Source organism: Sinorhizobium meliloti (assembly GCF_017876815.1).
GTDB classification, from domain to species: Bacteria; Pseudomonadota; Alphaproteobacteria; order Rhizobiales; family Rhizobiaceae; genus Sinorhizobium; species Sinorhizobium meliloti.
On record NZ_JAGIOS010000002.1, the window covers coordinates 268585 to 291758 of the forward strand.

Here is a 23174-nt window from a genome sequence, read left to right on the forward strand (position 1 = left end):
GCCGGTATGATCCCCGGAGAACGGAGATCGATCCATGCACGCGAAGATGCCCGGGGGCCTGTTGGCCGGGTTCCTGCTTCTCCTCGTTCCCACCCAAGGCTTCGGCCTCGACCTGCCGCGTTCGGGTCATCCGATATTCGACCGCGTCGTCACGCTCGTCGCCGACAACTTTCACGATCCCTCAGCGCTCGACGGCTTTGGCGCAGCGGTACGGCAGGAACTCGATGGCGGCGACCCGCTGAACGCGAAGAGCACGGAGCCCCGTGTCGATGCTGCGATCGAGAGAATCCTCGCGAGCCTCGACGCGTCGCACACGGCCCGCTTCACGCAGGATTCGATTGCCTATTACGAACTCGCCGACATATTCCGTTACGCTATCCGCCACGACATGAAGCGGCTGTTCCCGCCGGATGGCCGGGCCAGCTATGCCGGGGTCGGCATGGTTACCCGGATGGAAAACGGCCTGCCGTTCGTCAGCGACGTCTATGACGGCTCGCCTGCGGACAAGGCGGGTATCCGGGTGGGCGACGAGGTTCTGTCCGTGGATGGCGCGCCGTATCGCGAAATCGAATCCTTCCGCGGCAGGACCGGGCAAAAGGTGGAGATCCGCCTGAGCCGCAATGCCGGCGCACAACCCTTTACGACCAGTGTCGCGGTCGAGCGGCTACGGCCTTTGCCCACATTCGAAAAGGCGATCGAGAACAGCGTGTCCGTCAATGTGAGCGATGGGCGGCGCATCGGTTATCTGCGTCTTTGGACGCTCTCCAGTCCCGACGGACTCGATATCGCAGCACGGGAACTGGCGACCGGCCGTCTCAAGGACGCCGATGGCGTCGTCGTCGATCTGCGCGGACGCTGGGGCGGCGGCCCGCCCGACGCGGCGGAGCTCTTCGTCGGCGATACGCCGAACTTCAGGCTGATCTCGCGCAGTGGCAAGGATATGCTCGCCAATGTCCGCTGGCGCCGCCCGGTCGTCGCCATCATAGACGAGGGGTCGAGAAGCGGCCTCGAACTCTTCGCCTATGCGCTGAAGGCCAATGGAATCCCGCTCGTCGGGACGCGCACGGCGGGCGCGCTTCTTGCCGGTCGCGCCTATCTCCTGCCGGACGACAGCATGCTGGAGCTTGCGGTTTCCGATGCGGTAATCGACGACGGCGTGCGGCTGGAGGGGCGCGGCGTCGAACCGGACGTACCCGTTCCGTTCGCCCTGCCCTACGCCGGCGGACGCGACCCGCAGCGCGAAGCCGCCATGGAAGAGATGCGGCGCATCCTCGCCAAAGGCTGAGCCGGCGATCCGTTTCTTGAACGCGAGGCCGCGCCGAGCCCGCCCTTCCCTCGTCTATTCGCTTTGCCGGAAGTTTCGGATCCGGTCAAAAAGCACCGCGAGCACGATGGCGCCGCCGATGAAGGCGCCCTGCCAGAATGCGTTGATCCCGAGCAGGCCGAGGCTGTTGCGGATCACCTCGATCAGCGCAGCTCCGATCAGAGCGCCGGAGGCCGTGCCGGCGCCGCCGGCAAGATTGGCGCCGCCGATGACGGCAGCGGCGATGACCTGAAGCTCCATTCCTGCGCCGATATTGGTCGTCACGGCCCCGAGCCAGCCGGTCTGGATGATGCCTGCGATGCCGGCTGCGAGCGCGGAGATCATGTATACGGCAACCTTGATCCTTCTCACCGGAACGCCGGTGAGCGTCGCGGCATGCTCGTTGCCGCCGATGGCGAAGACGTAGCGGCCGAACTTCGTCCAGCGCAGAACGAAGCCGGTGAGGAGTGCCAGGACGATCATGTAGAGCACCGGATTGGCGATGCCGAGGAACCAGGCGCCGCCGCCAAGAGCCAGGAGCGTGTCGTGGTCCGGGCCGAACTCGAATACGACCGTATTGTTGGAAGCGACCATCGCCAGGCTTCGCGCGATCGAGAGCATTCCGAGGGTGATCACGAAAGGCGGAAAGCCTAGATAGGCGATCATGACGCCGTTGAATGCGCCGGCGACCAGCGCCGTGCCGATCGAGGCGGCAATACCCACCTCGATGCCGTAACCGGCATGCATGACCACTGCCAGCACCATGCTGCACAGGCAGAGGACCGAACCCACCGACAGATCGATGCCGCCGGTAATGATGACCAGCGTCATTCCGAGAGCGATGATCGCGACGAAGGTGAAATTGCGCGTGATGTTGTAGAGGTTTTTCGCCGTTGCGAAGGAGTCGGTGGCAACCGACAGGAAGAGGCAGGCGAGGATGACCGCCACCAGGACCCAGAATGCCTGGCTGGCCAACAGGAACGAGAGCCATCCCCGGTCTCTCTGTCCGACTGCCCGATCGAGCGTAATTGCCATTGTCGACCCTCGCTTTCTCTCCGATTGTTCACACCTGTTCGATGGCGCCGGTGATCAGGCCCGTCACCTCCTCCGGCGAACTCGCGGCAATCGGCTTGTCGGCGACCTTCCTGCCCCGCCGCATGACGATGACCCGGTCGGCGACTGTAAAGACGTCCGGCATACGGTGGCTGATCAGCACGACGGCGATGCCCCGGTCGCGCAACTCGCGGATCAGGTTCAGCACCTCGGCCACCTGCCGCACCGAAATCGCCGCCGTCGGTTCGTCCATGAGCACGATCTTGGCCTCTGAAAGCATCGTCCGCGCGATTGCGACCGCCTGCCGCTGACCGCCTGACATTTGCCTGACCAGGTTGCGCGGCGGCGTCTCCGACTTCAGCTCCCTGAAAATCTCGCCGGCGCGGCGGTACATCGCCTTGTAGTCGAGTATGCGCAGCGGCCCGATGCCACGCCTGATCTCCCGCCCGAGAAAGACATTCGCAGCGGCCGTGAGGTTGTCGCAGAGCGCCAGATCCTGATAGACGATCTCGATGCCGTGCTGCCGCGCCTCCACCGGACGATGCATCACGAGTTCCGCACCGTCGAGCCGGATCGTTCCATGGCTCGGCCGGAAATTGCCGGCCATCATCTTGACCAGCGTCGACTTGCCGGCGCCGTTGTCGCCCATGAGGCCGACCACCTCGCCGCGCTCGAGCGAGAGCGACACGTCGCTCACCGCCTGAATGGCGCCGAAATGCTTGGAAATGTTGACGAGTTCGAGAACTGCCACAGCCGTCTAGCCTCCCGAAGCAGCGGGCCGCCTCCCCCGCTTTCGCGCTCTCCCGGCAAGGCGACCGGTCCCATTTACGCAAATGCGCGGGAAAGCGTCAATCAATAGTCCTACAAATCGCTCCGCACATACGCTGAAACTCATATTGTCATACAAATAGTCGTTGACGTGCCGTTCGCGCGGATATTAGCTAGTGCTGGGAGGAGAGCATGCTGATCCTTGTCCCCGGGGCACGGGCAGGGTCAGGCGGCACTTCATCGCGGCGCTGCTTGACAATCCGCGCGCGACCGGCCGCTCTTCAACGCCTCGATGGATCGACGGCTGCGCGACGCCGCCGCCTACCGAAATTCTCATATTTCAAGGCGCGGGCACGCGCGTGTCCGCTTGTTTCAAGGGAGGATGGAATGAGGAAGGCACTATTGCTTGCCGTTGCCGCTCTGGCACTCAGCGCCGGAACGGCCATGGCCCAGAAGAAACAGCTCGTCATCGTGGTGAAGGGGCTGGACAATCCCTTCTTCGAAGCGATCAACCAGGGTTGCCAGAAGTGGAACAAGGAAAATCCGGACTCGGAATACGAGTGCTTCTACACGGGTCCGGCCTCGACCTCGGATGAGGCCGGCGAGGCGCAGATCGTCCAGGACATGCTTGGCAAGGCGGAAACCGCAGCCATCGCCATCTCGCCATCCAATGCGAAGCTCATCGCGCAGACGTTGAAGACCGCCAATCCATCGGTCCCGGTCATGACCGTGGATGCGGATCTCGCCGCCGAAGACTCTGCCCTGCGCAAGACCTATCTCGGAACGGACAACTATCTGATGGGCTACCGCATCGGCGAATACATCAAGAAGGCCAAGCCCAATGGGGGCAAGATCTGCACCATCGAGGGCAATCCCGGCGCCGACAACATTCTGCGCCGCGCCCAGGGTATGCGGGACGCCCTGACCGGCCAGAAGGGCCTGGCGGAACTCAAGGGCGAAGGCAACTGGACGGAAGTGGCAGGCTGCCCGGTCTTCACCAATGACGACGGCGCCAAGGGCGTGCAGGCGATGACCGACATCCTTGCCGCCAATCCCGACCTCGATGCTTTCGGGATCATGGGCGGATGGCCGCTGTTCGGCGCGCCACAGCCCTATCGCGATCTGTTCAAGCCGATGGCCGACAAGATCGCCAAGAACGAATTCGTCATCGGCGCCGCCGATACGATCGGCGAGGAAGTCGCGATCGCCAGGGAAGGATTGGTCACCGCTCTCGTCGGGCAGCGGCCGTTCGAAATGGGCTATAAGGCCCCGCAGGTCATGCTGGACCTGATCGCCGGCAAACCGGTCGAAGATCCGGTCTTTACCGGCCTCGACGAGTGCACCAAGGAGACCGCGGATACCTGCATCCAGAAATAACCGGTCGAAGGCCGGCATCCTGCCGCGCACGGCGCCGCAGGCTGCCGGCCTTCGAACTCCTTGGTTCAGATCTGCCAGTCCGCGTCGAGCGAATAGGCCTTGATGTAGTCGATCTTCATTTCGGACCCGTCGGCGAGACCGTCGCGCGGCGTGCCGGCGATGCCGCCCACCGCCAGGTTGACGAGCATGTACATTGGGTCGTGCATGTCGGAAGGCGTGTCGGCGCGCGCGATCGCCGCATCGTCGAAATACCAGACGATCTCCTCTTCCGTCCAAAGCACTCCGTATGTGTGAAAGCCGCTCGCATCGGCGACCTTCACCGCATTTTCAATGCTCGTTCTCGAGCCCGTTTCATTGGAATGCACCGTCGCTATGACCGTATTCGAGTCCTGTCCGCGCATTTCCACGACGTCGAGTTCCGGCGGCCAGGAACCATCCGCGGGCAGCAGCCAGAAGGCCGGCCAGACGCCCTGGTCGTCCGGCATGTCCGCGCGCATTTCGAAATAGCCGTAGGTCTGGGCAAAGGACGAGTAGGTCGTCAGCATTCCGGACGTGTAATCATAGCCGTTGATCTCGGCCTGGATCGCCTCCGACGCCGGCGCGGCCGTGATCGTCAGCACGCCGTTGTTGACGGAGAAGGGGTTGACGGAAGCGGTCGGCTCGTAGCTCGGATTGATATACCATTGCTGCTCGCCGTTACTCGAAAGCGTCGCTCCCTTTTCCGGCGCCCACCAGAATTTGGCATCCCAGACCCCGCTTGTACCGTTTCGGAGCTGAAGCGTATTGAACTCGTCCGAGAAAGTCTGAGACAGGACGGAACGGTCGAGGCTTAGCCTGAACTGGTGCGCCTGCAATTCGTCGGCGGTGGTGTTCGCGAATACCAGACTCTCGCCATCGGCGAGATGGAGCCGGAGATCGGCGCCTTCCTGAGCCACATTGGACAGAATCTGCTCGAACGACGTGAAGCCGTAGCCGTCGAGGCGTACGATGTCGTCATAGTTGAAATCGGTGATCAGGTCGCTTCCATTGCCTCGCGCAAATACGAAGGTGTCGGCACCGCCCGCGCCGATCAGGACATCGTTGCCGCCGCGGCCGTCGATCGTCTGCGTTCCCGACCCACCCTTTATGATGTTGTCCGTCTCGTTGCCGAATGCGAACCGGCCGCTTCCGGTAACCGTGAGGTTCTCGAAGTTCGCCGGCAGTGTGTAGCTCATCCACGTGCTTATCGTGTCCACTCCCTCGCCGGCCGCCTCGTACGCCCGGTTGATCGACGAATAGAGGTAATAGATGTCGTCGCCCCTACCGCCGATCATGGTGACGTTCACGGAGCTGTCGCCCCACATGGAATCGTTGCCGGCAGTGCCATGGAGTGTGGGGCCTGAGCCGGTGGCGGAGAACCACGCAGTTGAACTGCCGCTGTAGTAAAGCGGCGTTCCCACGGCGTTCAATACGGTTTTGCTCATCGAAATGTCTCCAGTTTGATGGTCGGTTTCCTCCGCTCACCCCGGCCGCTGATCGCGGTCCTCAGGCCTAATCTAGACGGGGCTCAAGTTTTAATAACCCCCAAGAGTTTGGGGGACGGACGGGGAACAAAGCAGCGGTCACCGCGTTTTTTGAAGTTGGCGGCGGCTGCGGAGGGAACATGCACGGCGCAGAAATTCTACCCAAAACAACGATTGACGATGTCACGACTTCAGACACGCCCGATTACCGCGCCGTGCTCGACGCCCTTGCGGTGCCCGTTTATGCGACCGACGCCGAGGGCATCGTCACCTACTGCAACGCCGCGGCTGCGGCCGTTGCTGGGCGTGAGCCGGAGCTCGGCAAGGATCGCTGGTGCGTCAGTTGGCAACTGAGGCGGCCGGATGGCTCACCCCTCCCGCACGACGAGTCCCCAATGGCGCGCACATTGAAAGAAGGACAGCCGGTCAGGGGCGAAGAAGTGGTGGCGGTCCGGCCGGACGGCGCCTCGGTCCCGCTTCTGCCGCATCCGACGCCGATCTTCGACGACACGGGCGCATTGACCGGAGCCGTCAATGTCCTCATGGACCTCAGTGGCGCGAAGGATATGGAGCGCAGTTCCCGCTATCTCGCCGCGATCGTCGAATCTTCCGACGATGCCATCGTCGCGAAGAACCTGGACGGGATCATCACCAGCTGGAACCGCGGCGCGCAGCGGCTTTTTGGCTATGCGGCCGAAGAAGTTATCGGCGAGTCGATCACCATTCTCATACCGCCAGAACGCCTGAGCGAGGAGCCCGGCATCCTCGAACGCATTCGCAGAGGCGAACTGGTCGACCACTTCGAGACCAAGCGCCGGCGCAAGGACGGGACTCTGGTGGACATTTCGCTTACCGTTTCCCCCGTCAGGGATGCCACCGGCCGCATCATCGGCGCTTCCAAGATCGCCCGCGACATCACCGAGACGAAAAGCGCAGCAGAGGCACTGGCTGCCCGCTTTCGTGAGCAGGCCGCGTTGTATCGTCTGACCGAAAGGGTGCAGCGTACCAAACGGATAGAAGAGGTCTACGAGGCGACACTGGATGCCATTCAGGGCGCGTTGAATTGCGACCGCGCCTCAATTTTGCTCTTCGATGAGGCAGGGACCATGCGGTTCGTCGCCGCGCGCGGCCTTTCGGAGCATTATCAGCGCGCTGTCGACGGACACTCCCCTTGGATTACGGGAGCGAACGAACCCGAGCCGATCTTCGTCGAGAATGTCGACGACGCGGAATTCTCGCGAGAGCTGAAAGAGAGCATAGTCGGCGAAGGCATCGCCGCGCTCGGCTTCTTCCCGCTCGTCACGGAGGGCAGGCTGATCGGGAAATTCATGACCTACTACGACCGGCCACACCGGTTTGCGGATTCCGAGATCGGCATGGCGCTCACCATCGCGCGACAACTCGGATTCAGCATCCAGCGCATGAGAGCCGAATATGCACGGCGCCAGGCCGAGGAGCAGCTGCGCCGCAACGAGGCGAACGAAAGGGCGCGCGCGGCCGAGTTGGCGGCGATCATGGAGGCCGTGCCGGCGTTGATCTGGATTGCACGCACGCCCGATTGCCGCGTCATCAGCGGCAATAACAGCTCCTACGAGATTCTGCGGCTGCCGCACGACAGCAATCTGTCGATGTCGGCGCCTCCCGGCGAGCACCCCACCAACTTCCGCGTTTTCTCTGAAGGGCGCGCATTGTCGCCGGAGGAGCTGCCCGTACAAAGGGCGGCTCGCGGCGAAGAGGTTCAGAATTTCGAGGAGGAGGTGCGCTTCGACGACGGAAGCTCCCGTCATATCTTCGGCAATGCGACTCCGCTGCGCGACGTCACAGGCGAAGTGGTCGGAGCTGTCGCTGCCGCTGTCGACATCACCGGGCGAAAGCAGGCGGAGGAGGCGCTCCAGGAAAGCGAACGGCGCCTGCAGCTCGCACTGGATGCCGGGCATATGGGCGCCTGGGAGTGGAACCTCGAAACGGGTGAGGTGATCTGGTCGCCGGGGTTGGAGGCGCTTCACCGTATTGAGCCCGGATCGTTCGGAGGAACGCTGGCCGACTTCAAGCGCGACATACACCCGGACGATCTTCCCTTGATCGAGCGCGAGATGGCCAGGGCGATCGAGACAGACGGAGACTACCACGTCGTCTACCGTGCTCAGCTTCCCGACGGGACAATCCGGTGGATGGAGGCTTTCGGACAGCTTTCGCCGCGCAACGGCCCCAAAAGGCGTTTGACCGGCGTCTGCATGGACATCACGGAGCGCAGGGAGGCCGAAGCGCAGCGCAATCTCCTCGTCGCCGAGCTCAGCCACCGCGTGAAGAACACGCTGGCGATCGTCGGGTCGATCGCACGGCAAACATTCTCGACCAATCCGGACGCCAAAGCGGCACACCGTTCCTTCGATGCACGCATAAGGGCCCTCGCGCAAACCCATACGCGCCTGGCGGAGGCGAGCTGGTCGGGCGTCTCCCTGAAAACCGTGCTGGTCGACGAATTGTCGCCGTATCACGACGACAGCAGGACGAATGTGACCCTTGCGGGCCCGCCGGCGATGCTGCCGCCCAAGCATGCGCTGACACTCGGCATGGCGGCGCACGAGCTTGCAACCAATGCCGCGAAACATGGGGCACTCTCCGTCAGGAGCGGAAGAGTCGATATCGAGTGGATGATCGACGTGGCAAGTGAGCGGCTGCGGATCTGCTGGAGCGAGACGGGCGGACCGGCCGTTGTTGCGCCGAAGCATAATGGCTTCGGCCGTCTGTTGCTCGAGCGGGTTCTCGCCTCGGATCTTGGCGGTGAAGTGCATCTCGAGTTCGCGCCGCAAGGGCTGGTATGCACGATCGATGTTCCCTATCCTCGCGGAGCCCCCGGATGAACCACGGAGACCAATGTCGGGTGCTCGTCGTGGAGGACGAGTTTCTTGTCGCACTGCAGATTGAAGCTGATCTCGTCGCTGCCGGCTACTCGGTGATCGGCCCATTCACGAGCCTCGCTCAGTCGATCTCCGCCGCCCGCGCGCATCCGTTCGATATCGCTACTCTCGATCTCAATCTGCGCGGCGAGTTCGCCTATCCGCTCGTCGACGAACTCATGGAGCGCGAGGTGCCGGTGCTTCTGTTGACCGGTTATACGGCGCTTGACTTGCCTGAACGATTTCGTGCCCTGCCCCGCCTGGCAAAACCCTTCGACGGCACGCAACTCATCCAGAAGATCGAAGGCCTCCACCCGTTTAATGGCAGCCCGGCCGGCGTGTGAGCCGGCCGGTGCTAGATTACAAATGGGTCGCGGTGCTGAGCGGTTGCGGCAGAAGGTGGCGGAACGGCGCACCCTTTTTTCTACTGCCGCCGATCTCACATTTCTGTGGGCAGGAAATGGGAAAGCGGCACCTGTAGTGCGCCGGCGACGCGCTTGAGCTTCGCTGGACTGAAGTCCGTGCCATTCTCGATATCGTTGATTTCGACGACGGCGAGGCCGCAGGTGACCGCGAGATCCTCGATGCTGTAGCCGACCGCTTCACGCGCGGCCTTGACGCGAGCGGCGATGTCGCCGTTGGGCATCGGAGCGGCTTCCTTGTCGCCAATGTTGGAGGGTGAAATAGACATAAATGTCTCCTTCTCTTGGCATGAAAATTCTTACGAATTTTGCTGTTGAGTACGGGTCGACACGCGTCACTGCATGCCCCCTGAACCGCGATTCAAGGGAAAAAACATGCAGCAGATGAAAGTGCTGCAGCGACCTTTGTGCGCGTGAGACGCGCGGTGCTGCAGGACGGCGGTAACGTTTTATGTCATCGTTGTAACATGGACAAGCCGAAATCGCTCTTGTGCACCGGAAGCGGCAGTCGGCTACTGGAATGTCGGTTTCGGCACCGTGGGGTTGCGATGTCTCGATTCGGCGATCAGGCCGAGAATCGTGCCCGGCAACTGCGAGCGAGGCGCGGATGAGGGCGGCGATAACGGTTGGGGCCGGCAGATCACAAAAGTTTACTGGAAAGCCCGCCGGGCCGGTCAGGCGCTTCCCACGCGACATATGGAAAAGAAATCTCGAATACATTCAAAGGGTCGCAGGTCGCTGCTGCATACTCGCCGATGCCGTTCCGCAAGGCCGGTGGGGTCTGACTTCCTCGGAACGAACCAAAATCCGGTTTTCAGGCGGCGCCGTTATCCATACATTGAACGGTATGGGGATTTCTAATTTAGCTGCATCACAGTTTTTTAACGGCATATTTGCTTCGTACCGACTGCTGCTCGGCACTGAATCTCCACTTGGCGGATCGCCGCCGCCGAGCATGAAACCGGGCGCTGCCATACGGCACTCGCCCCGGCCGGCAGATTGTTCAAGCCACAGAGGCGACCGCAAACACAACGTCCCGGATCTTTCCAATGGCCGCGCGTACCGACCGTCGGATTAGATTGGGATGCCGTGTGCGCCGAGGGGAAGGAATTGGAGATGAAGAACCAAACCGGCAATGAGACTCAGGCCCGAACGCCCGCCGCCCCATCGGAAGGCAGCAGTATCTGGCAGCAGTTCGAGATGATGCGGCACGCTTTCGTCGCCTCGCCGGTTTTGAAGCCTACCCTATGGCTGGCGGCCGGCAGCTTCACCATAATCATCGTCACCGCCATCGGGCAGATCGTTCTCAACCGCTGGTACCGGCCCTTCTTCGACGCGATCGAACGGCGCGATCTCAACAGTTTCTTCTATCAGCTCATGCTGTTCGTCCTCCTCGCCGGCGTCCTGCTGGTGTTCAACGTCGCTCAGCAGTGGCTCAATCAGATGGTGCGCCTGAAGCTGCGCGAAGGGTTGACATTGGACTTGATCGGCGAATGGATGCGGCCGCGGCGTGCCTTCCGGCTGGCCAATGCCGGCACGATAGGCGTGAACCCGGATCAGCGCATGCAGGAGGATGCCGGCCACCTTGCCGATCTCACGACCAGCCTCGGATTCGGGCTTTTGCAATCGTCGATCCTGCTCATTTCGTTCGTTGGCGTCCTCTGGTCCCTTTCAGCGGGCTTTGCCTTCCAGATCGGCGAACGGTCGCTGGAAATTCCCGGCTACATGGTGTGGGCTGCAATCCTCTACGCCGGCTCCGCGTCGTGGCTGAGTTGGCTCGTCGGCCGCCGGCTGATCGTTCTGAACGGCGAGCGCTACGCCCGCGAAGCCGATCTTCGCTTCTCGATGATGCACGCCAACGAGCATATCGACGGCATCTCGCTTGCGGGCGGCGAGGCTGGGGAGCGACGGCGCCTGCAACTCGACCTCTCCTCCGTGCTCGACGCCACGCGCAAGATATTCCGAGCCGAGATCAATCTTGCCTGGGTTCAGGACGGCTACGGCTGGGTCACGGTCGTGGCACCGATTCTCGTTGCAGCGCCAGTTTATTTCGCGGGAAACATTAGCTTCGGCGGCCTTATGATGGCGGTGGGGGCGTTCAACCAGGTGCACTCGTCGTTGAAATGGTTCGTCGCCAATGTCAGCGCCATCACGGATTGGCGCGCAACGCTGCTGCGCGTTGCCGCCTTTCGCCGGGCGCTGATCACGGCAGACACGCTGCACGGCGATGAAAAGCGTATCGAATTCGTCGAGAACGAGAGTGCCACCATGACGTTCGAGAACCTTGAGGTGGTCTCCCGCTCGGGTCGAACCAGGCTGGCGGAGTCTCGTATCGAGATCTCCCCCGGCCAGCGGGTCAACATCATCGGCGATCCGCGTGCCGGGAAGACGCTGGTCTTCCGGGCGCTCGCCGGGCTCTGGCCCTGGGGAAACGGCCGCGTGGGAATGCCGGCCGGCGAAGCCGTGGCCTTCATTCCTCGCGCGCCTTATTTCCCCCGCGGCCGCCTGCGCGACGCCCTTGCCTATCCGCACGCCGACAGTTTCCCCGACAAGGTGCTCGTGACTGCGCTTTCGAAGGTCGGGCTCGACCATCTCGCGACGTCGCTCGATCGCGAGGCCCGTTGGGAACGCGAACTCGGTGACGACGAGCAGCGCCTCCTGGCCTTTGCCCGGCTCCTCGTGCAGAAACCCCGTTGGGTGGTCATCGACGAAGCGCTGGAGACCATGGACGCCGATGCCCTGAAACGGGCCCTTTCGATCTTCGAGGCCGACCTGCGGGAGACCGCGGTGATCAAGATCGGCCGAACGCCGCGAAACGGAGTGCAGTTCTCCCGCGTGATCCATCTCGTCAAGGACGCCGAAGCTCCGGCCCTGAAGCCGGTTCGCCTCGGCGGAGGTGTTTCGGGCCTGGAGGTGGCCGCACGCGGTGCGCCTTGAGTTCGGATCGAAGTGCTGCGGCCTGATAAGACGCGCGACTGCTGCTTCAAACGCCGCGCCTGTTGCCCCAGATGAGGACATGCAGTTGCGGCAGGACCCGCGCCTCGAACCACCTGTCGGCAACAACCCTATCGACCAACCAGCGCATCCGCTCCATCACGCCGTCGATATCGATCGGCGCGTCCGCCTCCTCCGCGGGCGGCGGAGTATGGTTGCCGGGCTGCAGATAGACGGGAAGATGCGGATGGCGCGCGGCAGCTGTCATTGCATAGGCATAGTCCGCTTCATCGAAGACCACGAATTTCAATACCGTCTGCGGCTTGTTTCCAGCACTGCGGAGACAGTCGTCCAAGGCTTCCCAGTCGGTCTCCATCCCGCTCGAGGGCGGCTTAGGACTGAGCACCAGCACGTCGAGAGCGGCGAACCAGTCGCGAGCGACCGAACCTTGCGTTTCCAGGGCGAATCGATAGCCTTTTTCGTGCCCGCGGCCGATCAGATCGCCGAGCGGCTGTATTGCCGGGTTGCCGCCCGATAGCGAAACCATCACAGCTTCACCGCCCGAAAGCCGAACGATTTCCTGCCAAACCTCCTCGGTCGACATCGTTTGCCATTCATGCCGGTAGTTGCTGTCGACGGCATGGAGGCTGTCGCACCAGGAACAGCGGTAATCGCAGCCGCCGCTCCTGACGAATACCGTCGGTAGGCCGATCAGCACCCCCTCCCCCTGGATCGTCGGTCCGAATATCTCGCTGACGCGGATTTCGTTCGATCGGGTGTGGATCATGGCCGATATTCCGCCCAGGTCTTCGCTGTCTCGCTGACGCGAACGGCTGTCGTCTCGGGCAGCCGAGCCTGGCACCATTCATAGAAATGCTGCGCCAGGCATTCCGCCGTCACCCGATCGTGCCCGAGCACGTCGTTCAGATGGCGGTGGTCGAAGCACTCGTCGATATATTGCTTCAGTGGCGCGAGTTCGTGGTAGTCGCGCACGAATCCATGCTCGTTCAGCGTTTCGCCGGAAAGCTCGACCTCGACGATGTAATTGTGCCCATGCAGCCGCGCGCATTGATGCTCGGCCGGCAGGCTCTTCAGCTGGTGCGAGGCGGAGAAATGGAATTCCTTGGTGATGCGGAACATCATTTCACCTCTTCGGCAACGAAGGAGCCGGTCGCCGCGACCCAGAAGTCCGGATCGTCATACTCCGTCGGATCAGGAACGCCCGCGAGGTGAAAGGCTTCACGCCGTTCGACGCAGGTGCCGCAGCGCCCGCAATGGCGGGCACCGCCCTTATAGCAGGACCAGGTCTCGGCAAAGGGCGTATCGTGCCTTGCTCCGTCCGCGACGATGTCCGCCTTCGAGACGTTCACAAAAGGCGCATAGAGCGCGACATCCGCATAGCCATCGAGCGCGTGGTCCTGCATTGCCTGGAAAGCATCGATGAAGCCCGGCCGGCAATCGGGATAGATGAAGTGGTCGCCCCCGTGCACGGCGGTCGCGACGGCATCCGCCTTGCGGGCTGCAGCGACCCCGAAGGCGATGGCAAGCATGATGGCGTTGCGGTTCGGCACCACCGTCGCCTTCATCGTCTCTTCGGCATAGTGTCCGTCCGGGACGTCCACCTCGTCGGTGAGCGCCGATCCGATGAGGTGGCGGCCGATCTCGCGGATGTCGATGATCTGGTGCGGGACGCCCAGGCGCCTGGCGCAGGCGGCGGCGAAATCCAGTTCCTTACGGTGCCGTTGGCCGTAATCGAACGACAGGAGGCCGGAAAGCTCCTGTTCAGCCGCGACCTTGTGCGCAAGCGAAACGGAATCCAATCCGCCGGAGCAGATTACAATTGTCTTCATGACAGGTGTCCTTGTTTTGACCGGGTAGGCTGCGACCGGAGTTCTACTGCGCGCCTTTTAGGCCAAAGAGGACGGCTTGTGAATGGCCGACCGGTCGATCGCTGCATCTTAGCGGTCGACCGGCCCTCGGCCGGGCTCGCGACCTCATCCCTCGCTGAGGATGAGACCCTTCGTCAGTTCCAGCGCCTGTCTTTCGAAGAGACTGCGATAGATGCCGCCCTTGACGCGGATGAGCGCGCCGTGGTCGCCTTCTTCCGCAATGCGGCCGCGATCGAAGACCAGAAGGCGGTCCAGCGCACGTACGGTGGAAAGCCGGTGTGCGACCACGAGCGTGGTGCGCCCCGTCATCAGCCGCTCCATCGCCTGCTGGATCAGCACCTCGGACTCCGAATCGAGGCTCGACGTCGCCTCGTCCAGGATGAGGATGGGTGCATCCGCCAGAAAGGCGCGGGCAATCGCCACCCGCTGGCGCTCGCCGCCCGAGAGCTTCACGCCACGTTCGCCGACCAGCGTCCCATAGCCCTTCGGCAATGCGGCGATGAAGTCATGCGCGCTCGCAAGCCTTGCCGCCTCCTCGATGTCGCGTTGCGTCGCCCCCGGCCGTGCATAGGCGATATTCTCGGCAAGCGAGCGGTGAAACAGTATCGGCTCCTGCTGCACGATGGCGATCTGCTGGCGCAGCGACGCCTGGGTGAAGTCGGCGATATTCTGCCCGTCAATGCGGATCTCACCGGCATTCAAATCATGGAGACGCTGTATCAGCTTGATGAACGTCGTCTTGCCCGAACCGGAGTGCCCGACGAGACCGACACGCTCGCCGGCCGCGATTTTGACCGAGAAGCCCTCGTAGAGAGGCGCGCGATGGGCTCCATAGTGGAAAGTCACATCGCGGAACTCGATCTCGCCCTCGGTGATGCGGATGGGCTTTGCGCCTGGCCGGTCCTCAACGCCGAGCGGCTGGGCGTGAATGGCGACGAGCTCCTCCATGTCGTTGATCGACCGCTGCAGGTTGCGGATATGCATCCCCACCTCCCGCAGATAGCCCTGCAGGATGAAGAACGAGGTGAGCACGAAGGTTATGTCGCCTGCGGTCGCCTGCCCTCTCGCCCACAGCAGGAGGGCAAAGCCGATCACGGCCGCGCGCAGGACGAGCAGCATTGCGCCCTGCGCGGTACCGTTGAGCGTGCCGCGCGACCAGGTGCGCCGCGTCCGGTTCTCCCATTTGCGGAGAACCTTGGCGAGACGCGCGTCCTCGCGCCCTTCCGCACCGAAGGCCTTGACGACGGTATTGCAGCTGACCGCATCGGCGAGCGCCCCGCCAAGCCTCGTGTCCCAGCTGTTGGCAAGGCTCGCCATCGGCGCCACATAGCCGAGCGACAGGGAAACGGTGACGGCGATGAAGGCGATCGAGCCGAGCCCGATGATCACCCCCATCATCGGCCAGTACCAGGCCATCAGCGCCGTGGAGCCGACCAGCATGACGATAGAAGGGAAAAGCGCGACGAGGAGCGTATCGTTCAAGAGATCGAGTGCCCACATGCCGCGCGTCACCTTGCGGACCGTCGAACCGGCGAAGCTGTTGGCGTGCCAGTCACTGGAGAACCGCTGGATGTGATGAAAGGCGGCCGCGGCGATATCCGACATCATCTTCAGCGTGAGGCTGACGATACCCATGAAGGTCACATGCCTGAGGATGATGGCACCGAACGACAGGGCCATCAGCATCATGAAGGCCGCCATCGCCGCATTCCAGGCGACGTCGTCGCTCGCCGCACCTGAAATCACCGCGTCGACCAGCCGGCCGGAGTAGAGCGGCGTAAGCACATCGGCGAGCGTCGAAAGCAGCACAGTTAGAAGAAGAGCCGCGAGCCGCACCGGCTGCTTCTTCCAATGGTCCCAGGAGAATCGAAAAACGCTACGGAAGGCGCGGTTGCGCGCCGTGAAACGAGTAAATGCCATAGGTGTTGCCCGGTGACGAGCGCACCGGCCTCAATATTGCGAAAGCATGAAAATGCCGTTGGGGAAAGGGTCAGAACGGCATCAGCGGATCGCCGGCTTCTAAGAAGAAGCGGTGGGGCGATGACAATTCCTGCCTGCTGCGAAGAAGCGCGAACGCTTGCGTCACAGGGTCAGGATCGTGGATCCGCCCCGTAGGGAGAAGAAAATGCCTGCATCGTAACCTCCCTGATCTGATTGCCGAAGGACCGCTTATAGTTGAGGTCCTCGCGGACGCCAAGCGGCAATATTGTATTTTCCCGCAAGCAGAGCCGGCGTGCTGCAAGTTTGCAACAGTTTCCCGATCACGCCGCTTAATGCGCAGATGGCATGCAACATCCGGGATTGAACGTCGGTGCAGTCCGCGCTTCCGCGCCGCGAAGCTGTTGAAAATGCCGCGATTTTGCAGAACTTTCATATTCTGTTGGAAATTTCGCCGTTATTCATTGCCAAGCCTGCCCGTCGAATTTCAGAAATCATCCCCAGAGGTTGCCCGTGCAGAACAACAACATTCTCGTGGTCGGCGGCGCCGGCTATATCGGCTCGCATACCTGCCTTCAGCTTGCGGCAAAGGGTTACCAACCCATCGTTTACGACAACCTCTCCAACGGCCACGAGGAATTCGTCAAGTGGGGCGTTCTCGAAAAGGGCGATATCCGTGACAGGCAGCGTCTTGACGAGGTTCTTGCGCGGCACAAGCCGCGGGCGATCCTGCACTTCGCGGCGATGATCGAGGTGGGCGAGTCGGTCAAGGACCCGGCCGCCTTCTATGACAACAACGTCATCGGCACGCTGACCCTCTTGTCTGCGGCGCTTGCCGCGGGCATCGACGCCTTCGTCTTCTCATCGACGTGCGCGACCTACGGACTGCCCGACAGCGTACCGATGGATGAGAGCCATAAGCAGGCCCCGATCAATCCCTATGGCCGCACCAAGTGGATCTGCGAGCAGGCGCTGAAGGACTACGGTCTCTACAAGGGCCTGCGCTCGGTAATCCTGCGCTACTTCAATGCCGCGGGTGCCGACTTCGAGGGCCGCATCGGCGAATGGCATGAGCCGGAAACCCATGCGATCCCGCTCGCGATCGATGCGGCACTTGGGCGGCGCGAGGGCTTCAAGGTCTTCGGGACCGACTACGACACGCGCGACGGAACATGCGTGCGGGACTATATCCACGTCCTCGATCTGGCGGATGCCCATGTGCGCGCGGTCGACTATCTTCTGGAGGGCGGCGAGAGCGTCGCGCTCAATCTCGGGACCGGCACCGGTACCACGGTGAAGGAGTTGCTGGACGCGATCGAGAAAGTGGCCAAGCGACCGTTCAACATCGGCTACGCCGAGCGGCGCGAAGGCGACTCGTCCACGCTTGTCGCCAACAATGACAAGGCGCGTCAGGTTCTAGGATGGGAGCCGCAATACGATCTCGCAGCGATTACCGAATCGGCATGGAACTGGCACTCGCGCAGAAATCAGGGCGGCTGACTTTCGCGACCAGCGACAGTGGCTGCCGGAACGATGGGTTGCCCGGTCTTCTGTCCAAACCGTTCAGCCTTTTCCTCAAGGCGCTCTATTCGGCCGCTCGGCCTGCCAGGCCTGCCGTGACTCGCCGGGCGCGGCCGCGCCGCAGCAGCGGGCGCTCGAGCATCATGTAAGCGGCGATGCCTATGAGCGTTCCCGAAAGAACCGCTGCGAACATCGTTGCGGGCGCGCCGAGACCGATCGCAAGTCCTGCCTTCGCCACGACCGAAATCGCAAAAGTGTGCCAGAGATAAATCGAATAGGAGGCGTCGCCGAGTAGCCCCGGCAGCGACAGCGCCCGCACGCAGCCGTTCGCCTCCAGAGAGAGCACGCCGATGACAAGCAGCACCGCCAGCGGCCCGGTCGTCAGTTCGTCGAATGGGAGACCGAGCACACCGATGAGAGCGAAGCCGCCGAGCGAGCAGGCGAACAGCGCGGAACCGACAGCGAGTGGCGGTACCCTGCCCTTCAACCAGAACTCGCCGATGATCATGCCGGCGACGAATTCCAGAATGACCGGCCGCGTATAGGTCAGCATCACCGCATCGTCGAAGGCGACCACGCGGCCGGCGATCACCAACGCTAGGAACAGCCCCGAGACGACGGGGAGCCGCCAGTTGCGCGGCATGAACAGCGAGCCGGCGAAGACCGCGTAGAAGAGCATCTCGAAATTGAGCGTCCAGCCCTGCACGAGCACAGGCCAAATCTCTCCACTGCTCGGCGAGCGCGCGGGCACGAAGAACAGCGACGCCAGAACATGTTCCAGTGTCAGCACCAGATTGGGGAACAGACCCGCCAGTGCCCCCGCGACCATCACGCCGGTCGCGAGCCAATAGACCGGCACGATGCGGCGGGCACGATCGGCGATGAATTCGACGGGTGTCACGGACCTGCGATCGCTGATGACCCACATGATGAAGCCGCTGATGACGAAGAAGACATCGACGCCGGCGGCTCCGATCGTGAAATGATGGCCGGTCTTTTCCGCCGCGTGGAAGAGCACGACGGCGATTGCCGCCGCCGCGCGAAGATATTGAATGCCGTGAATCGTCTTCAACGGCTGTCTCCCGACCGCGGTATCATCGGGCCGAAAGTTCGCCCGTAGTGCGCCGGATCGAGTCCTGCCGGCCAGAGCAGCGTCGCTGCCCGCCGGCGGCGCGGGATCGTCAGTTTGCCTGCCGTGAAGTACAAGAGGAAGGACCCGACGTGGTAGGGGGTGAGAATATCGATTTCGACGAAGGCACGCACGAAGAGCAGCGCGCCGACACCGAAGAGTACCATCGACTCCGGATCGCGATCCTCCGAAAGCAAGCGCTTCAACTGTCCGAAGAACGCTGTGACCAGCACCATGGTAAGCAGGATCAGGCCGATCAAGCCCGTCTCGACGACCGCTTCGATGAAGGTGTTGTGGAAATGGAAGCCGGCGCGCGAACCGATATAGAACTCCTCCCATAGCCGCTCGGCCTCGGAGAAACCCTGCACCCAATAGGCCTGATAGCCGACGCCGACGAGTGGCGACACCTTCGCCGCCTCGATGCCCTGCTGCCAGAGATAGGTGCGCCCGGTGAGCGTCGAATCCTTGCCGAAGGCGCCGAGGATCAGATCGACGCCACCGGCATAGATCATCGCGACGGCGGCAACGCCGCCGAACACCGATGCGGCAATGAAGAGGAGCTTCCTGCTCGCGGGACGCAAGGCCGTGATCGCCCGCATCCCGAGGCAAAGACCGATGACGGCCGCAGTCGTCAACACGGAGGTCGCCGATTGCGACGTCAGCAGGCAATAGGCGGCAAGCAATCCGGCACCTCCTGCCGCGCCCATCCACAGCCCCTTCTCCCCGAGCACAAACACGGCCGCGAAGGCGAAATAGATGCCGAGCGAGGCGTAGAAGCCCAACTGGTTCTTCGACGCGAATGCACCAACGAAGCTGTAGGTGCCGTCCAGCGGATCGTAATGATAGGTACCGAAGAGCAGCGAATAGAGGAGCACGATTGCGGCGCCCGCAATCATGCCGCGCGTCAGCGTGCGGATGTCGATCGTGCGCATTGCGATGAGCGCACAGACGACATGGCTCAGATACTGTATTCCGGTGCGCAGCGACAAGGACGGGGCCGCCGACCAGAAGATCGTAATGCAGGCGAAGATGGTGAAGGCGAATATCCATAGATAGCTGGCGTAGTTGCCGAGAACCTTGCGGTAGTCCACGAGGACGAGCGGCAGCCACAGGCCATAATAGGCGAGGATAGAAACCTGTCCGAAGCGCGCCGAATAGGCGAAGACGAAGAGCGACAAGGCCAGGGCGAAGATGCCGTAGACTTCATTCGCTCCAGGTCTGACAAGGCTCGCCTTGGATATCCTCATGCCTGCCTCACCGCATCGCCAGTGCAGTATTCACCTTGATGACATCGCCGGGCAGCACGGGTGTGTTCTCGTCGGCGGCGATCTCGGTCGGCTTGCCGTCCTTGTCGCGAATGATCGAATAGGTAATCTCGGCGGCCTGTTCTTCGAGCTGGGCCGCATCCGCCGACTGCAGCAGCGCCTCGGTCATGAGATCCCGACTGGTGCCGAGCTTCAACGTCAGCGTATCCAGCTCGGCTTCGGTGTTCTGCAGTTCCTGAGCAAGCTGAGCATCCCAGTCGTTGCGGAGGTTCGTTTCGTCCTGCGCCGCCTTGCTTGCATCCTGCTTTGCCTTGAGGGATGCGGTGTCGATGTCCAGCAGCGACGCCTGAACGTCCGCGACCCGCTGCTCGAGGGACAGTTTGCGCTGGCTCAGCGCCAGCCCTTTTTCGGCAAGGCTGTCGACCTTGTCGCGATCCTCCGTGGCAAGCTCGAGCTGGCGGGCCTGCGTTTCGGCTTTCTTTGCGAGTGCTTCAATCTCGCTCTGGAGAAGAGATCTCAGATCGGCGAGCGCATCGAGCTGACGCTTCTGGCGCTTGTCACGCGATTCCATAAGCGCAGTCTCGCTGTCGAGCAGCTTTTCGGCGTCCGGGACGTTCTTGAGCTCCTCGGGCATGGGGATTGTGTCGCGCTTGCCGATTTCGGCAAGCAGTCGCGCGCGGCGAATGAGCAGACGGCTGCGTTCCGCAACCTGCACCGCGGATTCCCCGCTGGCATTGATGTAGTCGCGCGCGAATCGCTGGCCGTTATCCGCCCGCCGAAGCCCTCCCCCGAGACTGACGGCCTTCAATACCGTCAAATTGGGAGCATAGGGGTATTCTCCGGGCGTCTGCACCTCGCCGGAGAGATAGACCGGACGATATTGCGCCATCTCCACCGACGCGGAGGGGCGATCCCTGAGACCGAAAAGCTTCTGCATCTTGACGCCGATCTCTTCGGCGACCTCCGACGTCGTCTTGCCGGAGGCAGGCAAATCGCCGACGAAGGGCAGGGAAAGACTGCCGGATGGACCCACCGTATAGTCGCCGCTGACGGCCGACCAGTCGCGGACCGCCCCTTCGGCGGTTTGCCACTCGGCCACGCGAACCCGGAGCTTGTCCATGACGCCGAGCCGGTACTCATCGGCCCGCGCCAGCGACGCCCCTGAGGCTGCGAGTGCAGCAAGGAGCGCCAGGCGGGTAAAACAGGAAACCGTACGGGAACCAGCGGATTTCCCTGATCGTCTATTCGATTGCATTTTTGGATATTTCCGTTGCTCGACGTTGCCCGTTCCGGGCCGGCGCCAAGATTTCAGTAGCTGCCGCGGGAGAGGCAGACGGCAGGGATCGTCTTGAAAACAATGACAAGGTCGGCGAAAAGCGACCAGTTCTGGACATATTGCGTGTCGAAAGCGACGCGCGTGGCGTAGGAGACGTCGTTGCGGCCGCTGATCTGCCAGAGCCCCGTCAGGCCGGGACGCGATTGCAGATAAAAGACGGCTGCCGAATCATAGAGTTCGAGTTCGTCTTCGACCACCGGACGGGGGCCGACGACGCTCATTTCACCGCGAATGATGTTGAGGAGCTGCGGCAACTCGTCGAGGCTGAGCTTACGCAGGACTGCCCCGACAACGGTCACGCGCGGATCGTTCTGAAGCTTGCGGGTCGCACGCCATTCTTCATAGGCGTCGGGGTTGATCCTGAAAAACTCTTCGAGGACCTCGTCGCCCTTTTCCATCATCGTACGGAATTTCAGGCACTTGAAGGATTGGCCATTGTGACCGATTCGGCGATGCCCATAAAACACACTGCCGCCGTCCGAGAACTTGACGAGGGCCATGATGAGCAAAAAGAGCGGGCTGAAGAGAAGGAGGGCCACGGAGGCGGCAAGAATGTCGAAACTGCGTTTTGCCATACCTCCGATCGGTCGGACTGCCCCGGTTTCTTCGGGGATAAAAAACGGCGAACTGGCCGAGCGAGTCGCGGACTTCATAGAGGTGACTCCATTTACGTTGGCGATTGTCGGTCCCGTGGGACGCGGGCTCATCTAACGTGAGTGTATGGTCAGAATTTGTTTTTTGAAGGCGGAATGATGGCAGCTCTGCGCCGCCCGTCCCGCAGACGGTTCAAGGTGGCGAAAGTCGCGAAATATTACGAAGAGTTAATTTCGGAGAGCGCAAATCAGGGATTAGGATAGTTCTCCGCTGCATCGCAAACCGGAAACATCGTCGCGGGCTAGTTATTTCGGATTATAAAGTATTGTTAATAGACGCATCATTCTGCACTGACGGACAGCGGACCCGCTGGTGCACGAAATTGACGCGCGGCAACTTTCCCTCACTTTTTTTGCATCGCAACATTTTATTGCGGCGCACAGTTGCTGAGGCTACCCGCTCAAACACGTGTAACAAAAGTTGATCGGGAAAAAAGGCCGGCCACACGCCCCAAGAGGCAGCACCCAAGGCAGCTTTCCGAAAGGCCGGGCAATTTTAGGGGAACGACGGCCGCGTTCCGCGCGCATCCATCTCACGCGGCAAACTGCCCCGGAGATGGGGAACTTATCCGCGATCACACCCGTTTGAATTGTGCGAAATGGAGCCGATGCTTAAAGGCGGCGGAAAGATTTCCGATGTATGCTCGACTGCAACAAAGTAGCGTTTCCCGGTTGAAGAGAAAAGCGGGCGCTAATATAGTGGCCAGGCAGGAGGAGAGGGCAACAACTCTTATGAGGTTCCCAATCGCAGACCCGAGGGTAGATTAGCGCCATGTTCGCACCGCGTGTTTTTCTGAGCATGATCGGCGCTTTGGCGGCTTTTGCCGTTGCAACTTATTACCTCAATGGATCGCTCGCCTCGACGGCGATCCAGACCCTGATCTGCGCGGTCCTCATTCAAGTCGGCTACTTCGTCGCCGTTCTTTTCCTCGTATGGAAAGAGGCGCGCGAGCGCCGCAGGCTTTCTTCGCAAAAGCAGTTCGTGACGGCCGAGGCCGCCAACGATGAGAAGCAACCGGCGAAGGTCTCGCTGCGCAGACTGAACCGGCCTCATCATCTCAATTCCTGAACCGCTGACGCTGCTCTCCTTCGCACTTGCAAAAAATTTTTCGCCTGACGCGTTTGCGACATGATCGCACGGCATGGTTCCGGTAACTTCGCGCCCTTGAGGCGCGACAGCCGAT

Annotated in this window: 19 protein-coding genes; 7 read left to right on the plus strand and 12 right to left on the minus strand. The window is 62.0% G+C overall.

The genetic code is table 11. From position 1 onward, the window contains the following. Positions 1-34 precede the first annotated feature (34 nt). Positions 35-1285 carry a S41 family peptidase gene (locus tag JOH52_RS20150; protein ID WP_014530346.1) on the plus strand — a complete coding sequence of 417 codons (1251 nt, stop codon included), beginning with the start codon at positions 35-37 and terminating at the stop codon, positions 1283-1285. A 54-nt stretch (positions 1286-1339) separates the two neighbouring features. Here JOH52_RS20150 and JOH52_RS20155 read toward each other — a convergent pair whose 3' ends face one another. Then, entirely contained in the window at positions 1340-2338 is a 999-nt protein-coding gene (locus tag JOH52_RS20155) for an ABC transporter permease (protein ID WP_004434515.1), read from the minus strand. A gap of 28 nt (positions 2339-2366) precedes the next feature. After that, complete coding sequence (locus JOH52_RS20160; RefSeq protein ID WP_004434512.1) at positions 2367-3107, minus strand: ATP-binding cassette domain-containing protein; 741 nt, start codon at positions 3105-3107, stop codon at positions 2367-2369. Positions 3108-3511: 404 nt separating this feature from the next. Between JOH52_RS20160 and JOH52_RS20165 the strand changes: the two genes are divergently transcribed. Beyond that, the gene (locus tag JOH52_RS20165; protein ID WP_013850579.1) at positions 3512-4501 is read left to right on the plus strand and encodes a sugar-binding protein; all 990 of its coding nucleotides are present in this window, start codon (positions 3512-3514) and stop codon (positions 4499-4501) included. 65 nt (positions 4502-4566) lie between these two features. Here JOH52_RS20165 and exsH read toward each other — a convergent pair whose 3' ends face one another. After that, on the minus strand, positions 4567-5964 hold the full coding sequence (gene exsH / locus JOH52_RS20170) for an endo-1,3-1,4-beta-glycanase ExsH (RefSeq protein WP_013850578.1): 1398 nt from the start codon (positions 5962-5964) through the stop codon (positions 4567-4569). 179 nt (positions 5965-6143) lie between these two features. On the opposite strand from exsH, the gene JOH52_RS20175 reads away from it, so the two are divergent. Next, entirely contained in the window at positions 6144-8867 is a 2724-nt protein-coding gene (locus JOH52_RS20175) for a PAS domain S-box protein (protein WP_088203842.1), read from the plus strand. Further along, the gene (locus JOH52_RS20180; protein ID WP_013850576.1) at positions 8864-9247 is read left to right on the plus strand and encodes a response regulator; all 384 of its coding nucleotides are present in this window, start codon (positions 8864-8866) and stop codon (positions 9245-9247) included. The genes JOH52_RS20175 and JOH52_RS20180 overlap by 4 nt, the downstream gene beginning before the upstream one ends. Before the next feature lie 95 nt (positions 9248-9342). On the opposite strand, the gene JOH52_RS20185 is transcribed toward JOH52_RS20180, so the two are convergent. Further along, positions 9343-9594 carry a helix-turn-helix domain-containing protein gene (locus JOH52_RS20185; protein WP_003528529.1) on the minus strand — a complete coding sequence of 84 codons (252 nt, stop codon included), beginning with the start codon at positions 9592-9594 and terminating at the stop codon, positions 9343-9345. Between the two features lie 847 nt (positions 9595-10441). On the opposite strand from JOH52_RS20185, the gene JOH52_RS20190 reads away from it, so the two are divergent. After that, complete coding sequence (locus JOH52_RS20190) at positions 10442-12262, plus strand: ABC transporter ATP-binding protein/permease (RefSeq protein ID WP_013850575.1); 1821 nt, start codon at positions 10442-10444, stop codon at positions 12260-12262. A 46-nt stretch (positions 12263-12308) separates the two neighbouring features. On the opposite strand, the gene queE is transcribed toward JOH52_RS20190, so the two are convergent. From queE to JOH52_RS20210, 4 genes are all read right to left on the minus strand, one after another. Beyond that, positions 12309-13046: a 7-carboxy-7-deazaguanine synthase QueE gene (gene queE / locus JOH52_RS20195; protein WP_013850574.1), complete on the minus strand. Its 738-nt coding sequence runs from the start codon at positions 13044-13046 to the stop codon at positions 12309-12311. Beyond that, the gene (queD, locus tag JOH52_RS20200) at positions 13043-13399 is read right to left on the minus strand and encodes a 6-carboxytetrahydropterin synthase QueD (RefSeq protein WP_003528526.1); all 357 of its coding nucleotides are present in this window, start codon (positions 13397-13399) and stop codon (positions 13043-13045) included. The genes queE and queD overlap by 4 nt, the downstream gene beginning before the upstream one ends. Further along, positions 13399-14109, minus strand: a complete 711-nt coding sequence (gene queC / locus JOH52_RS20205) for a 7-cyano-7-deazaguanine synthase QueC (protein ID WP_014530343.1) — start codon at positions 14107-14109, stop codon at positions 13399-13401. Before queC ends, queD begins: the two co-directional genes overlap by 1 nt. 144 nt (positions 14110-14253) lie before the next feature. Further along, entirely contained in the window at positions 14254-16068 is a 1815-nt protein-coding gene (locus JOH52_RS20210; RefSeq protein WP_014530342.1) for an ABC transporter ATP-binding protein, read from the minus strand. A gap of 531 nt (positions 16069-16599) precedes the next feature. Here JOH52_RS20210 and galE point away from each other — a divergent pair. After that, entirely contained in the window at positions 16600-17586 is a 987-nt protein-coding gene (galE, locus tag JOH52_RS20215) for a UDP-glucose 4-epimerase GalE (protein ID WP_014530340.1), read from the plus strand. 85 nt (positions 17587-17671) lie between these two features. Here galE and exoZ read toward each other — a convergent pair whose 3' ends face one another. Genes exoZ through exoY form a run of 4 tightly spaced genes read right to left on the minus strand, consistent with a single transcriptional unit; the run spans position 17672 to position 21990 of the window. Then, positions 17672-18679 (minus strand): exopolysaccharide production protein ExoZ, encoded by a 1008-nt coding sequence (exoZ, locus tag JOH52_RS20220; RefSeq protein WP_013850573.1) that lies wholly within the window; start codon positions 18677-18679, stop codon positions 17672-17674. Further along, positions 18676-19983 (minus strand): O-antigen ligase family protein, encoded by a 1308-nt coding sequence (locus JOH52_RS20225; RefSeq protein WP_014530338.1) that lies wholly within the window; start codon positions 19981-19983, stop codon positions 18676-18678. Before JOH52_RS20225 ends, exoZ begins: the two co-directional genes overlap by 4 nt. A 7-nt stretch (positions 19984-19990) precedes the next feature. Continuing rightward, complete coding sequence (exoF, locus tag JOH52_RS20230) at positions 19991-21256, minus strand: exopolysaccharide production protein ExoF (RefSeq protein ID WP_014530337.1); 1266 nt, start codon at positions 21254-21256, stop codon at positions 19991-19993. 53 nt (positions 21257-21309) lie between these two features. Then, on the minus strand, positions 21310-21990 hold the full coding sequence (gene exoY / locus JOH52_RS20235; RefSeq protein ID WP_014530336.1) for an exopolysaccharide production protein ExoY: 681 nt from the start codon (positions 21988-21990) through the stop codon (positions 21310-21312). Between the two features lie 772 nt (positions 21991-22762). Between exoY and exoX the strand changes: the two genes are divergently transcribed. Further along, the gene (gene exoX, locus JOH52_RS20240) at positions 22763-23059 is read left to right on the plus strand and encodes an exopolysaccharide production repressor ExoX (protein ID WP_014530335.1); all 297 of its coding nucleotides are present in this window, start codon (positions 22763-22765) and stop codon (positions 23057-23059) included. Positions 23060-23174 lie beyond the last annotated feature (115 nt).

Coding starts and splice junctions, on each gene's coding strand:
- JOH52_RS20180 (WP_013850576.1), top strand. CDS start 8,864: ATGAACCACGGAGACCAATGTCGGGTGCTCGTCGTGGAGGACGAGTTT.
- JOH52_RS20190 (WP_013850575.1), top strand. CDS start 10,442: ATGAAGAACCAAACCGGCAATGAGACTCAGGCCCGAACGCCCGCCGCC.
- exoF (WP_014530337.1), bottom strand. CDS start 21,256: ATGCAATCGAATAGACGATCAGGGAAATCCGCTGGTTCCCGTACGGTT.
- queE (WP_013850574.1), bottom strand. CDS start 13,046: ATGATCCACACCCGATCGAACGAAATCCGCGTCAGCGAGATATTCGGA.
- JOH52_RS20185 (WP_003528529.1), bottom strand. CDS start 9,594: ATGTCTATTTCACCCTCCAACATTGGCGACAAGGAAGCCGCTCCGATG.
- JOH52_RS20155 (WP_004434515.1), bottom strand. CDS start 2,338: ATGGCAATTACGCTCGATCGGGCAGTCGGACAGAGAGACCGGGGATGG.
- JOH52_RS20175 (WP_088203842.1), top strand. CDS start 6,144: ATGCACGGCGCAGAAATTCTACCCAAAACAACGATTGACGATGTCACG.
- JOH52_RS20165 (WP_013850579.1), top strand. CDS start 3,512: ATGAGGAAGGCACTATTGCTTGCCGTTGCCGCTCTGGCACTCAGCGCC.
- queD (WP_003528526.1), bottom strand. CDS start 13,399: ATGTTCCGCATCACCAAGGAATTCCATTTCTCCGCCTCGCACCAGCTG.
- exsH (WP_013850578.1), bottom strand. CDS start 5,964: ATGAGCAAAACCGTATTGAACGCCGTGGGAACGCCGCTTTACTACAGC.
- JOH52_RS20225 (WP_014530338.1), bottom strand. CDS start 19,983: ATGAGGATATCCAAGGCGAGCCTTGTCAGACCTGGAGCGAATGAAGTC.
- exoY (WP_014530336.1), bottom strand. CDS start 21,990: ATGAAGTCCGCGACTCGCTCGGCCAGTTCGCCGTTTTTTATCCCCGAA.
- JOH52_RS20150 (WP_014530346.1), top strand. CDS start 35: ATGCACGCGAAGATGCCCGGGGGCCTGTTGGCCGGGTTCCTGCTTCTC.
- JOH52_RS20210 (WP_014530342.1), bottom strand. CDS start 16,068: ATGGCATTTACTCGTTTCACGGCGCGCAACCGCGCCTTCCGTAGCGTT.
- queC (WP_014530343.1), bottom strand. CDS start 14,109: ATGAAGACAATTGTAATCTGCTCCGGCGGATTGGATTCCGTTTCGCTT.
- exoX (WP_014530335.1), top strand. CDS start 22,763: ATGTTCGCACCGCGTGTTTTTCTGAGCATGATCGGCGCTTTGGCGGCT.